Origin of the sequence: Rhizobium sp. BT-226, from assembly GCF_025847085.2 — a bacterium.
Taxonomy (GTDB): Bacteria; Pseudomonadota; Alphaproteobacteria; order Rhizobiales; family Rhizobiaceae; genus Rhizobium; species Rhizobium sophorae.
In genome coordinates this window covers 494,417-507,121 of record NZ_JAOYTI010000004.1, presented here as the reverse complement: position 1 = coordinate 507,121, position 12,705 = coordinate 494,417, and the positions used below count along the sequence as shown (strand labels likewise).

11 protein-coding genes are annotated in these 12,705 nt (G+C 62.2%); 4 read left to right on the top strand and 7 right to left on the bottom strand.

Annotated elements, in window-relative coordinates; translation table 11 throughout:
* The first annotated feature begins 41 nt into the window (after positions 1-41).
* Complete coding sequence (locus OIU37_RS26995) at positions 42-926, top strand: methyltransferase domain-containing protein (RefSeq protein ID WP_180696669.1); 885 nt, start codon at positions 42-44, stop codon at positions 924-926.
* Between the two features lie 15 nt (positions 927-941).
* Here the strand turns inward: OIU37_RS26995 and OIU37_RS26990 are convergent, their stop codons facing one another.
* The 6 genes from OIU37_RS26990 to OIU37_RS26965 all read right to left on the bottom strand — a co-directional run bounded on the left by OIU37_RS26990 (position 942) and on the right by OIU37_RS26965 (position 5,062).
* Positions 942-1,109: a Flp family type IVb pilin gene (locus OIU37_RS26990; RefSeq protein ID WP_171604737.1), complete on the bottom strand. Its 168-nt coding sequence runs from the start codon at positions 1,107-1,109 to the stop codon at positions 942-944.
* A gap of 71 nt (positions 1,110-1,180) precedes the next feature.
* The gene (locus OIU37_RS26985) at positions 1,181-1,498 is read right to left on the bottom strand and encodes a hypothetical protein (RefSeq protein WP_003543245.1); all 318 of its coding nucleotides are present in this window, start codon (positions 1,496-1,498) and stop codon (positions 1,181-1,183) included.
* 127 nt (positions 1,499-1,625) lie between these two features.
* Positions 1,626-2,039, bottom strand: coding sequence for an 8-oxo-dGTP diphosphatase MutT (gene mutT, locus OIU37_RS26980; RefSeq protein WP_011653687.1), 414 nt, complete (start codon positions 2,037-2,039; stop codon positions 1,626-1,628).
* On the bottom strand, positions 2,036-2,842 hold the full coding sequence (locus tag OIU37_RS26975) for an N-acetyltransferase (protein WP_264259211.1): 807 nt from the start codon (positions 2,840-2,842) through the stop codon (positions 2,036-2,038). Before OIU37_RS26975 ends, mutT begins: the two co-directional genes overlap by 4 nt.
* On the bottom strand, positions 2,823-4,064 hold the full coding sequence (gene argJ / locus OIU37_RS26970; protein ID WP_264259223.1) for a bifunctional glutamate N-acetyltransferase/amino-acid acetyltransferase ArgJ: 1,242 nt from the start codon (positions 4,062-4,064) through the stop codon (positions 2,823-2,825). Before argJ ends, OIU37_RS26975 begins: the two co-directional genes overlap by 20 nt.
* Before the next feature lie 116 nt (positions 4,065-4,180).
* Complete coding sequence (locus tag OIU37_RS26965; protein ID WP_182211676.1) at positions 4,181-5,062, bottom strand: peptidylprolyl isomerase; 882 nt, start codon at positions 5,060-5,062, stop codon at positions 4,181-4,183.
* Positions 5,063-5,308: 246 nt separating this feature from the next.
* Between OIU37_RS26965 and secA the strand changes: the two genes are divergently transcribed.
* From secA to OIU37_RS26950, 3 genes are all read left to right on the top strand, one after another.
* Positions 5,309-8,026, top strand: a complete 2,718-nt coding sequence (gene secA / locus OIU37_RS26960; protein WP_264259210.1) for a preprotein translocase subunit SecA — start codon at positions 5,309-5,311, stop codon at positions 8,024-8,026.
* Positions 8,027-8,207: 181 nt separating this feature from the next.
* Positions 8,208-9,623 carry a lipopolysaccharide biosynthesis protein gene (locus OIU37_RS26955; RefSeq protein ID WP_264259209.1) on the top strand — a complete coding sequence of 472 codons (1,416 nt, stop codon included), beginning with the start codon at positions 8,208-8,210 and terminating at the stop codon, positions 9,621-9,623.
* Positions 9,624-10,901 (top strand): GNAT family N-acetyltransferase, encoded by a 1,278-nt coding sequence (locus tag OIU37_RS26950; protein ID WP_171604709.1) that lies wholly within the window; start codon positions 9,624-9,626, stop codon positions 10,899-10,901.
* Here OIU37_RS26950 and OIU37_RS26945 read toward each other — a convergent pair.
* Positions 10,898-12,529, bottom strand: a complete 1,632-nt coding sequence (locus OIU37_RS26945) for an AMP-binding protein (RefSeq protein WP_264259208.1) — start codon at positions 12,527-12,529, stop codon at positions 10,898-10,900. The two genes, OIU37_RS26950 and OIU37_RS26945, sit on opposite strands and share 4 nt — an antisense overlap.
* Positions 12,530-12,705 lie beyond the last annotated feature (176 nt).

Genomic DNA, 12,705 nt, shown 5'->3' with positions numbered 1-12,705 from the left:
TCGTCTTGCCGCACAGGCGGCGCGGGACTAAGGACATCGTCATGGAAACGATCTTTGACAGAGCCCTGGTCGCCGCACATCGCCATCGCGCGCTTGCAAACAACGACCCGAAAGCCGCCTTCCTGCTTGACATTGCCGCGGAGGAAATGGGCGAAAGGCTTTCCGTGGTCGAGCGGACTTTCGATACCGCCGTCGAACTGCATGGCGCAACCGGTGCTGCCGCCCGTGCCGCGCTGGCGACGGGCAAGATCGGCACGATGATCCGCGTCGAAAGCGAGAAGGCCTATGTCCGGCCGGGCGAAACCTTGATCGAGGCGCCGCTCGAGGACGTGCCGCTCGAACCGCAATCAGCCAATCTCATCCTTGCGCCGCTCAGCCTGCATCTGACCAACGATACGCCGGGTGTCTTCATCCAGATCCGCCGCGCCCTGAAGCCGGACGGCCTTTTCCTGGCCGCGATCCCCGGCGCCGGCACCCTGCAGGAACTGCGCGAGGTGCTGCTGGCTGCCGAGGTCGAGATGACAGGCGGCGCAAGCCCGCGCGTCATTCCCTTCGCCGATGTGCGCGATGTCGGCAGCCTCATGCAGCGCGCCGGCTTCACGCTGCCGGTGATCGACGCGGAAAACTATACCGTGCGTTATGATTCGCTTTTTCCGTTGATGCGGGATCTAAGAGCGATGGGCATGAGCAATCCGCTCGCAGCCCGTGGCCGGATACCGCTGACGCGTGCTTTCTTCCTGCGCGCAGCGGAGATCTATGCCGAACGCTATGCCGATCCCGACGGACGCATCCGCGCGACCTTCTCCATCATCTATGTCTCGGGATGGGCGCCGCACGAGAGCCAGCAAAAGCCGCTCAGGCCGGGCTCGGCCAAGGCGCGCCTTGCCGACGCGCTGAAGGTGGACGAGCACAAGCTCAGACAGTAGCAGCTGGCTGCTTCTTCAATTCACGGTCAGATTGTTGTTGACCACGTTGAAGACGTCGTGCAGGGCGCCGGAGAAGATTCCAAGAGCCGAAACGAGAGCGCCGCCAATGAGGGCGGCGACCAGGCCATACTCGATCGCCGTCGCACCTCTGGTATCTGCAACAAATGCTTTCAAAAGACGCATGACCCCACCGCTGCGAGAAACCGACAACAAACGACCAATTCCACGACCATCGGGACGACGGCCGGTATTCTTCAGCAACCGGCGCCGACGCCGTAGCCCTGGACGACGCAGACCGAGCCGGGCGTATCCTGGAGGACGCTGCGGCGGATCGTATAACGCTTGCCGCTTTCGCTCTTGGGGATCGATCCTGTCGTGATCGTATCGAAATCCGCCGGAGCACTGGCAAAGACGCTTTTCTTCGAGGAATCCGCAAGCATCGGCGTCAGGATCAGCGTCAGCGCGACCACCGCCGTGCCGAACAGGAGGGCGATATTCAGCGCACCCGTCCTGCGCGAGGCAGACGAGGCCCGTTCCTTTTCCCGGACAGCTTTCCAGAAATCATCGTCCATGACGTCAAGCCTTTTTAATACACGCACGCCAGATGCTTGATTGAGGCCGATCTTTGGCAGAAGGTGTTAAACGATCCATTAATATCCACAGCCGAAAACGGTGTGGCACAATAATAATCAGATAATGCTAAAGTAAATCCTGCAACATCGGGATGAGCGGCTCGTCGGCCGGCGGCATCGGATAATCGCGCAGCGCCTGCGGGCGCACCCATTTCAGCGCCTGGCCCTCGCGGCCCTGGGGAATGCCCTCATAGCGCCGGCAGATATAAAGCGGCATCAAAAGATGGAAGGTCTCGTAGGAGTGGCTGGCAAAGGTCAGCGGCGCGAGGCAGGCGATCTTGGTGTGGATGCCAAGCTCTTCCTCGAGCTCGCGCACCAATGTTTCCTCGGGCGTCTCACCCGGTTCGACCTTACCGCCGGGAAACTCCCACAACCCGGCGAGCGACTTTCCCTCGGGGCGCTGTGCCAACAGGATACGCCCATCGGCATCGATCAGCGCACAGGCGGCGACCAGCAATATCTTCCGGCCCGCCTCGCTCATCGCGGCTCCTGCTGCCAATAGCAATAATGATAGGCGTCGCGAAAACCGAGGCGCTCATAGAGTGCGATGGCCGGACGGTTGGACAGCTTCACCTGCAGCCAGGCCGAACGGGCGCTGCGCATGCGCGCCCAGCGCAGCGCCGAGGTCAGGATTTCGGTGCCGAGCCCCTCGCGCCGCCGCGCCTCGGAGACCGAAAGCGACATGATGCCGGCGAGGTCGTTGTCCTGGACGCAGAGCACGGTCGCAAGCGGGCCGTCCACCGCGTTCTCGATCATGAACAGGCCGGATGGCGGCTTGATCGCCGAAATGATCTCGGCAAGCGCCGGCTTCAGCGTCAGCGGCGCCTGGTCGACGGCAAGGTTGGCGTCAACGAAGCGGCCGACATCATGGGTCGGCAGGTGATCAAGCGTATCCGGCAGCTCCGCCTCGGCAAGGTCGCAGGTCATCACCACCGTATCGTCGAAGCGCGTCCAGTTCTGCGCGCGGAGAAGTTCGATCAGCACCGGCGAGGCAAGCGGCGTCTGGCGGACCACGGCGGCGCGACCATAAGCTTCGAACTTCCGGCTCGCCTTTTCCAGGCGGATTTCGACGTCGCGATGATCCGAGGGATCGAGCGGCACGATCGAGTTCAGCCGGTTGGACGGGTGGCCGGCCGTCAGCCGCACCTGCCAGCTGCCGTCATATTGCACGGATGCCGCCGGCCAGGCGCGGAAACCGACGGCCTCCAGCCTGCGCACCAGCGGCAGATTGTGTGAGGAAATGGATGCCTGCGCCAATGAACGATCAGCTCCGATAGTCGCCATTGATCGCAACATATTCCTTGGTGAGGTCGCAGGTCCAGACCGTTGCCGAACCAGTGCCGAGCCCGATATCGACTTTGACGGGGATATCCTGCGCCTTCATGACGTCCGAGGTCGCCGCCTCGGAGTAATCGGGATCACGCTCGCCATTGACGGCGACCCTGATGTCGCCGAACCAGATGGCGAGCCGGTCACGGTCGGCCATCTCGCCGGATTTGCCGACGGCCATGACGATACGGCCCCAATTGGCGTCTTCGCCGGCGGCCGCGGTCTTGACCAGCGGCGAATTGGCGATCGACAGCGCGATGCGCTTGGCGGCGGCATCGCTCTCGGCACCCGTCACGGTGATTTCGAGCATCTTGGTGGCACCCTCACCGTCCCGCACCACCTGCAGCGACAGATCCTTCAGCACTTCGTTGAGTGCGGCCCGGAAGGCGGCAAGGCGCGGGTCGTCGGCGCGTTCGATGTGGGCCTGGCCGTCCTCGGCCGCGGCACCCGTTGCAAACAGCATCAGCGTGTCGGACGTGGAGGTGTCGCTGTCGACGGTCATGGAATTGAAGGTCGGGCCGACGCCATCGGACAGAAGCGTCTGCAGCGCGGCAGGCGCAATGTCGGCATCGGTGACGACGAAGGAAAGCATCGTCGCCATATCAGGCGCGATCATGCCGGCGCCCTTGGCGATACCGTTGATCGTGACAGTCACGCCGCCGATCTCGGCGCTGCGGGTCGAAACCTTTGGGTAGGTGTCGGTCGTCATGATCGCCTTGGCGGCCTCGAACCAGAAATCGCCGGTCGCTTCGACCTGCATCCGGTCGAGGACGCCTGCGAATTTGGTGGCATCGAGCGGCTCGCCGATGACGCCGGTCGAGGCCAGATAGACTTCGTTTTCGGCGCAGCCGACGGCAGCGGCAGCCGACTTCGCCGTCAGTGCGGTCGCCTGGCGGCCCTTCAGGCCGGTGAAAGCATTGGCATTGCCCGAGTTGACGACGACGGCGCGGGCACTGCCATGGGGGAGATTGGCCCGGCAGAAATCGACCGGCGCCGACGGGCACTTCGAGCGGGTGAAGACACCCGCAACTGCCGCCGGCCTGTCGAAGACCATCATCAACACGTCGGTACGGTTCTTGTACTTGATGCCGGCGGACGCGGTCGCCATGCGTACGCCGCGCAACGGCGGCATCGAGACGAAGGATTTCGGAGCGAGCGGAGAGACGGAACCGGACATGATGAGACCTGCCAATGGGCATTTCCAGGCGAAAAATGGAACCGGCTCGCCATCGGGAAATGCGACAACAACGACGATAGTGAAGGGCCCGGAAGAACCGGGCCCTGATGCGAATACTACTGCTTCGGCGCCGGGGCGCCGGGCTCGCTGCCCGGCTCCGGCTGCTTGTTGGCCTGGTCGTAACCCTTGCGCAGCGTCTCGTCCGTGATCTCGATCTTGGCGGACGTCTTTGCCTGGTTCAGAAGCGCAAGATACTTGTCGCGCATGACGAGCTGACGAACCTGATCCTGCACCTGCTCGAAGGGCGGCGGCGGAGCGTCGCGCTTATCCTCGACCTTGATGACGTGGAAGCCGAAATCGGTCTTAACCGGCGTCTTGGAATAGGTGCCCTTCTCAAGCGCAAAGGCTGCGTCTTCGAATTCCTTGACCATGCGGCCGCGCGAGAAATAGCCGAGATCGCCGCCTTCCGACTTGTTCGGATCGGTGGACTTTTCCTTGGCGAGTTCGGCGAAATCCTTGCCGGCGTCGAGCTGCTTGATGATGTCCTTGGCTTCGTCTTCAGTCTTGACGAGGATATGACGGGCGTGGACTTCCTCCTGCTTCGGCAGGGCGGCGACTTCCTTGTCGTAGCGGGCCTTGACTTCTTCAGGCGTCACGATGTCGACGACATGTTTCTTGAAATAGGCATTGTGCAACTCGCGGTCGGAGAGATACTGCATGCGCTTCTTGAATTCGTCGGTCTGATCGAGCTTCTCGGTGGCAGCGTCGGCGGCGAGCAGCTTCACGTCGATGGCGGCGGAAAGGGCTGCGACCTTCTTCTGGTCATCGGGAAGCTGCGCCAACTGCGGGTCGAGATTGGCGACGGCGAGGTCGAGTTCCGACTGGTGGATCTCCAGGGTGCCGACCTTGGCGATGACGGCGTCATCGGCATAGGCCGGGGCCTGGAGCGCAACAAAAGTTGCAAACGCCAGAACGGCAAGTTTGTTGGTGCTCAACATGAAATACCCTTCACAGTTACATCGCCGGTTTCAGCATCCCCTGAATCCAGCCCAAAATAGCCATCAACACCGGATTGTGGCCTTTCTGTATCCGCCAAATCCGTTGACATCATTCGACCCCCCTCTTATCTGTCACGCAACCTCGCGTCCAGAACAGTTTCCGGGCGTTTTAAGGCGCGCGCCTGATTTTCGGCTGGGCCGCGGACAAGCAACGCCGGGGATGAATATTGAGAAAGGGCCAGTCATATGGTCAGCTTTGGCGGTATAGCCCGCAAGTTATTTGGGTCTTCCAACGACCGCCGCGTGCGGTCTTACCAGCCGAACGTCACTGCCATCAACTCTATCGAAGAGAAGACGAAGGCCCTGACGGACGAGCAGCTGGCGGCAAAGACCGCGGAGTTTCGCGCCCTGCTCGCCGAGGGCAAGACGCTCGACGACATTCTGATCCCGGCCTTTGCCGTCGTGCGCGAAGCCTCGCGCCGCGTTCTCGGCCTGCGACCTTTTGACGTACAGCTGGTCGGCGGCATGATCCTGCATTCGAATGCGATCGCCGAGATGAAGACCGGCGAAGGCAAGACCCTCGTCGCCACCCTGCCGGTTTATCTGAACGCGCTTTCCGGCAAGGGCGTGCACGTCGTCACCGTCAACGATTACCTCGCCCAGCGCGATGCCGCCACCATGGGCCGCGTCTACGGCTTCCTCGGCATGACCACCGGCGTCATCGTCCACGGCCTTTCCGACGAGGAACGCCACGCGGCCTATGCCTGCGACATCACCTACGCCACCAACAACGAACTCGGCTTCGATTATCTGCGCGATAACATGAAGTACGAGAAGAACCAGATGGTCCAGCGCGGCCACAACTTCGCGATCGTCGACGAAGTGGACTCGATCCTCGTCGACGAGGCGCGCACGCCGCTGATCATCTCCGGTCCGCTCGACGACCGCTCCGAACTCTATAACACGATCGACGCCTTCATTCCGCTGCTGTCGCCCAGCGATTACGAGATCGACGAGAAGCAGCGCTCCGCCAACTTCTCCGAAGAGGGCACAGAGAAGCTGGAAAACCTGCTCCGCCAGGCCGGCCTCCTGAAGGGCAACGCACTCTACGACATCGAGAACGTCGCGATCGTCCACCACGTCAACAACGCGCTGAAGGCCCACAAGCTCTTCCAGCGCGACAAGGACTATATCGTCCGCAACGACGAAGTCGTCATCATCGACGAGTTCACCGGCCGCATGATGCCGGGCCGCCGCTATTCGGAAGGCCAGCACCAGGCGCTCGAAGCCAAGGAAAAGGTGCAGATCCAGCCGGAAAACCAGACGCTGGCCTCGATCACCTTCCAGAACTACTTCCGCATGTACGACAAGCTCGCCGGCATGACCGGTACGGCGCAGACGGAAGCGGAAGAATTCGCCAACATCTACAATCTCGACGTCATCGAGGTCCCGACCAACCTGCCGATCAAGCGCCTCGACGAGGACGACGAGGTCTACCGGACCTTCGACGAGAAATTCAAGGCGATCATCGAGGAGATCCTCGACGCCCACAAGCGCGGCCAGCCGGTGTTGGTCGGCACCACCTCGATCGAGAAATCGGAACTGCTCGCCGAGCGCCTGCGCAAGCAGGGCTTCGACGAATTCAAGGTGCTGAACGCCCGCTACCACGAGCAGGAAGCCTATATCGTCGCCCAGGCCGGCGTGCCGGGCGCCATCACTATCGCCACCAACATGGCCGGCCGAGGCACCGACATCCAGCTCGGCGGCAACCTCGACATGCGCATCGAGCGCGAACTCGGCGAAGTCGAAGCCGGTCCGGAGCGTGACGCCCGGATCCAGGCGATCATCGAGGAGATCAAGGAACTCAAGCAGAAGGCGCTCGAAGCCGGTGGCCTCTACGTCATCGCCACCGAACGCCATGAAAGCCGCCGCATCGACAACCAGCTGCGCGGCCGTTCCGGCCGTCAGGGCGACCCCGGCCGCTCGAAGTTCTACCTCTCGCTTCAGGACGACCTGATGCGCATCTTCGGCTCCGACCGCATGGACAGCATGCTGACCAAGCTCGGCCTCAAAGAGGGTGAGGCGATCGTCCATCCCTGGATCAACAAGGCCCTGGAGCGCGCCCAGAAGAAGGTCGAAGCCCGCAACTTCGACATCCGCAAGAACCTCTTGAAGTATGACGATGTTCTCAACGATCAGCGCAAGGTGATCTTCGAGCAGCGCCTCGAACTGATGGAATCGACCAATATTTCCGAGACCGTTTCCGACATGCGCCGTGAGGTGATCGAGGACATGGTCGAAAAGCATATCCCCGAACGCGCCTATGCCGAACAATGGGATGCCGCCGGCCTGAAGACCGCTGCTTTGAACATTCTCAATCTGGACCTGCCGATCGAGGACTGGGTGAAGGAAGAAGGTATCGGTGAAGACGATATCCGTGAGCGCCTGACCGAAGCCACCAATGCTGCCTTCACGGAAAAGGCCGAGCGTTTCGGTGACGACATCATGCATTATGTCGAACGCTCGATCGTCATGCAGACGCTCGATCATCTCTGGCGCGAGCACATCGTCAACCTCGACCATCTGCGCTCCGTCATCGGCTTCCGCGGCTATGCCCAGCGCGATCCGCTGCAGGAATACAAGTCGGAAGCCTTCGAGCTCTTCACGGCGCTGCTCAACAATCTGCGCGAGGCCGTCACTGCCCAGCTGATGCGCGTCGAACTGGTGCAGCAGGCCCCTGCCGAGCCTGAACCGCCGCTGATGCAGGCCCATCACCTGGATCCGACGACCGGCGAGGACGATTTCGCGCCGGCGATCTACCAGGCATCGGAAGTCATCGTTTCTCCTGAAAACCGCAACCCGGATGACCCAGCCACCTGGGGCAAGGTCGGGCGCAACGAGACCTGCCCCTGCGGCTCCGGCAAGAAATACAAGCACTGCCACGGCGCCTTCGAGCAGGTCTGAGGCAAGCCCGCAAAGATCCGCGAAAATGCCGCCTCCGGGCGGCATTTTCTTTTCTGCGGCAATGCCGGAAAGCCGGAATTTCAGCCTTGGGCGGCAGACCCGATCCGGAACCGTTTCTTAACCCTGTTCTGTCAAGACTTCAGGGGCGATTTGCCTGACCTCAGAGTTTTGCGTGTTCATCATGGCGGTCATAGAAACAGCGGAGAAGATGCTGCCCGCGGGCCTGCGCCCGATCGGCGGCCGCACGCTGCGCATGCTTGCTGCCGTGCTGACCGAACGCGGTGAGAGGGCGGCCGCCCAGCGCATGGCGCTGACGGCCTTTTCGATTCGTATCCTCAGCGCGGCACTTGCCTTCGTCTCCCAGATCGTGCTCGCCCGGCTAATGGGCGAATATGAATATGGCATCTTCGTTTTCGTCTGGGTGCTGGTCGTCGTCTTCGGCGATCTCTCATGTCTCGGTTTCCACACCGCGATCGTCCGCTTCCTGCCGCAATACAGGGCAGCGGGCGCTTTCGAGGAAATCCGCGGCCTGACCGGCACGGCTCGCATCTTTGCGCTGCTGTCCGGCACGGCGGTGCTCGCCGTCGGCATGCTCGGGCTGCATTTCTTCGGCGACATGATCCAGGTCTATTATCTCGTCCCGATCTTCATCGGCCTGCTCGCCATGCCGATGATCGCGCTCGGCGACATTCTCGAAGGCACGTCACGGGCAAACCATTGGCCGGTGATGGCGCTGAGCCCCGTCTATATCGTCCGCCCGATCCTTATCATCCTCTTCATGCTGATCGCGATTGCCGTCGGTGCCGAGCATACGGCCGTCACCGCGATGCAGGCAGCGCTCGCCGCCACCTTTGTCACCGCGCTTGGCCAGTATGCCGCAACGCTCTACCGCCTTCGCCGGCATTATGACGACGGCCCGCGCAAGGTCGATTTCCTCGCCTGGTTCAGCGTCGCCTTCCCGATTTTCCTGATCGAGGGCGTGAGCTTCCTGCTCACCAATTCCGACGTCGTCGTCGTCGGCATCTTCCTCGAGCCGCACGATGTCGCCATCTATTTCGCCGCCGCCAAGACGATGGCGCTGGTGCATTTCATCAATTTCTCGGTCAAGGCAGCCTCCGGCCCGCGCTTTTCCTCGATCATTGCAGAAGGGGACCACGCCCAACTGGCAGCCGCTGCCATCGACGCCGCTCGCTGGACCTTCTGGCCGGCGCTCGGGGTCGGCCTTGTCGTGCTTGCGGCCGGTCATCTGCTGCTGTCGCTCTTCGGCGGCGCCTTCACATCAGGTTATCTGGTCATGGCGATCCTGCTCGCCGGCATCCTCGCGAAATCGCTGGTCGGCCCAGCCGAAACGCTGTTGATGATGGCAGGCAAGCAGAACCTCTGCGTCGCGCTCTATGCCGGCGCATTGACGGCCAATGTCGGCCTCAACCTCGCTTTAATCCCGCATTACGGCATCGAAGGCACGGCGATCGCCACGGCTTCGGCCATGGCCGTCGAGGCAATCCTGCTGCATGTCGCCGTGCGCCGCACCCTCGACATCGTTCTTTTCGCCTTCGCCAGCCCCTCCGCCGCAACGCCAGAAATGAGAGTTCGATAGATGGTGCGTGTTCCCCCCGTTACCGAAAGCACCGACAGCGCCGCAAACCGCATGGTGCATGATCTCGCAGCGCTGCATTTCGAAGCGCCGCAGGCCGAGGCTCGCGCCGAGATCGGCCGGCCGGGGCGCGAGCTCTGCCTCTATCCCGGCAAGCTCGGCTATGAGCTTCAGGATGAGCTCGATTTCCTGTCCAACCGGGCGATGGAACCGAATGTCTTTTTCTCCGGCCGCTTCCTCGCCCCCGCCATGCCGCGGCTCGAAGACCGGCAGGTGAACTTCGCCCTGATCCGCGACCACAATGCCGGCCGCAGCCGCATGCGCTTCCTCTTGCCGTTTTCGGTCGACAAGCCGGGCTTTGCCGTCGGCCCATCGATCATCCGCGGCTGGTCGAACAGTTTCGGTCCGCTCGGCACGCCGCTCGTCGATGGCGAGGATGCCGCCGAAACCCTCGACAACCTTTTCGAGGGGCTGACCGCGCGTGATCTTAATCTGCCCGGCATATTGGTACTGCCGGATCTCAGGCTGAACGGTATCTTCGTGCGCATGATCAAGGCCGTGGCGCTCAGCCGCAATCTTCCCGTCACCGTTACCAATCCCTACCTGCGCCCGATGCTGCAGAGCGAGGAAGAGGCGCCGGTCTATCTCGGCAAAACCATCTCCTCCGCGCATATGCGCGAGATGCGCCGCCAGTGGCGCCTGCTGGAGGAACAGGGAACCGCGGTCTATGCCGTCGCCCGCCAGCCGCGCGAAATCCATACCCGCTTCGAAGAATTCCTGGCGATGGAAGCGGGCGGCTGGAAGGGCAAGCGGCGAAGCGCTCTCGTCACCGATCGCTATCATACGGCCTTCGCCCGCGAGGCGGTGTCGAACCTTGCCGCCGTCGATGCCGTGCGTATTCACACGATCGATCTCAACGGCAAGGCGATTGCCGCCATCGTCGTGCTGATGATGGGCGGCGAGGCCTATACTTGGAAGACCGCCTATGACGAGAACTATGCCCGCTATTCGCCGGGCAAGCTGCTGATGAGCGAACTCACCGAATGGCATCTCGACGACGCCAACATCGTCCGCTCCGATTCCTGCGCCGTCTCGGATCATCCGATCATGAGCCGTTTCTGGCAGGAGCGCGAGGAGATGGGAACGCTGGTGATCGGCCTGACGCAGAACAGCGACCGCGACATGCGCCAGGCCACCGCCCAACTTCACATGTATCGCAGCACCCGCAATATGGCGAAGATGCTGCGGGAAAAGATCATGTCGCTTGCCGGTCGAGGCTAACCTTCAGCCGCCGCTCTTTCGCGCAGCAGCCGGCGGATCACCTTTCCGGTGGTCGTCAGCGGCAAGGCATCGATGAATTCCACTTCGCGCGGATATTCGTGCATCGAAAGCCGCGTCTTCACCCATTCCCTGATGTCGGCGGCCAGCGCCTCGCTTGGATGATGGCCTGGTGAAAGCACGATATAGGCCTTGACGATCTCGGTGCGCACGGCATCGGGCTTGCCGACGGCGGCGGCGAGCTGCACGGCGGGATGGCCGATCAGGCAGTCCTCGATCTCGGCCGGCCCGATGCGATATCCCGACGAGGTGATCACGTCGTCGTCGCGGCCTTCGAAGGTCACATAGCCCTCGGCGTCCTGCCGGCCGATATCGCCGGTGAGCAGCCAGCCTTTGGCGAATTTTCGTTCCGTCGCCGCCGCGTCGTCCCAGTAGCCGAGAAACATGACAGGATCGGGACTGGCGATGGCGATCTGGCCCGGTTCGCCGACGGGCAATTCGTCACCCGCCTCGCTAACGATCGCGACACGATGTCCGGGCACCGCCCGGCCTATGGCGCCCGCTTTGGTGACGCCATAGGCCGCACTCGAAGCGAGCACGAAATTGCACTCCGTCTGGCCGTAGAATTCGTTGACGGTGATGCCGAGCGCATGCCGCGCCCACTCATAGGTCTCGCGCCCGAGCGCCTCCCCGGCCGAGCCGATGGTGCGCAGCACCAGATCATAGTTCGAGCGCGGATCGGCAACCGATCTCATCAGCCTTAGCGCCGTCGGTGGAATGAAGGCATTGCGCACCTTCATTTGGGCCATGATGCGATAGGCCATCCCGGCATCGAATTTCTGCGCCGGCGACGAGACCACGGGAATGCCGAGCAGAAGGCTCGGCAGCAATGCATTGAGCAGACCGCCGGCCCAGGCCCAGTCGGACGGCGTCCAGACCTTATCGCCCGGCCGCGGAAAACCCTCATGGGCGAACTGCATGCCGGGAATATGGCCGGGCAGGACGCGGTGGCCATGCAACGCGCCTTTGGGTGGCCCCGTCGTTCCCGACGTGAAGATCATCAGCGCCGGGTCGTCCGGACCGGTTTTGGCGATGTCGAAGACAGAGGGATGGCCATCCACCAGTTCGGCGAAAGCAGTCGCATCGGCCCTCGTCCCGTCGATGCTGATGACATGTTTCAGCATCGGCAAGCGATCGCGGATCTGCCGGATGCGTTCGAGACCGAAGCCATTGGTGACGACGGCCGCGGCACCTGCCGCCTTCAGCCGGTATTCCAGCGCCTCGACGCCGAAGAGCAGCGCCAGCGGCAGCGCGACAGCGCCGATCTTGTAGATCGCCACATGTGCGATCACCGTTTCGCAGGATTGCGGCAATAGCAGCGCGACGCGATCGCCGCGTTTGATATCAAGTGAAACGAGCGCATTTGCAAATGCCGACGAACGGTCGGCGAGCGCGCGATAGGTCATTGCGCGGTGATCGCCGTCGGGGCTGAAATGCTCAAGGCAGACGCGCTCGGGATCTCTCGCGGCCCAGTCGTCGCTGACGGCGCGGCCGATATTAAAATCCTCCGGAATCCGCCAGGAGAAATCGCGATAAAGATCGTCGTAGCGATCGTGGGACGGCAGTTGCATGGTCGGATTCCGATAAAATGCTGCATCAGCTAACATCTTGCGGCGCGGATGTGCAAGCTGCAGCCCGAATCGACAGCGATGAGCGCGGCCTCAGAAGTCTCGATCACGGATCATTGTGCGCATGCAGCATAGAATTCTTCATTTGCCACCCTGCGATTTTGGCTGTCTCGCGCTAA

Coding starts and splice junctions, on each gene's coding strand:
- OIU37_RS26990 (WP_171604737.1), bottom strand. CDS start 1,109: ATGCGTCTTTTGAAAGCATTTGTTGCAGATACCAGAGGTGCGACGGCG.
- OIU37_RS26995 (WP_180696669.1), top strand. CDS start 42: ATGGAAACGATCTTTGACAGAGCCCTGGTCGCCGCACATCGCCATCGC.
- OIU37_RS26965 (WP_182211676.1), bottom strand. CDS start 5,062: ATGTTGAGCACCAACAAACTTGCCGTTCTGGCGTTTGCAACTTTTGTT.
- argJ (WP_264259223.1), bottom strand. CDS start 4,064: ATGTCCGGTTCCGTCTCTCCGCTCGCTCCGAAATCCTTCGTCTCGATG.
- secA (WP_264259210.1), top strand. CDS start 5,309: ATGGTCAGCTTTGGCGGTATAGCCCGCAAGTTATTTGGGTCTTCCAAC.
- OIU37_RS26945 (WP_264259208.1), bottom strand. CDS start 12,529: ATGCAACTGCCGTCCCACGATCGCTACGACGATCTTTATCGCGATTTC.
- mutT (WP_011653687.1), bottom strand. CDS start 2,039: ATGAGCGAGGCGGGCCGGAAGATATTGCTGGTCGCCGCCTGTGCGCTG.
- OIU37_RS26975 (WP_264259211.1), bottom strand. CDS start 2,842: ATGGCGACTATCGGAGCTGATCGTTCATTGGCGCAGGCATCCATTTCC.
- OIU37_RS26985 (WP_003543245.1), bottom strand. CDS start 1,498: ATGGACGATGATTTCTGGAAAGCTGTCCGGGAAAAGGAACGGGCCTCG.
- OIU37_RS26950 (WP_171604709.1), top strand. CDS start 9,624: ATGGTGCGTGTTCCCCCCGTTACCGAAAGCACCGACAGCGCCGCAAAC.
- OIU37_RS26955 (WP_264259209.1), top strand. CDS start 8,208: ATGGCGGTCATAGAAACAGCGGAGAAGATGCTGCCCGCGGGCCTGCGC.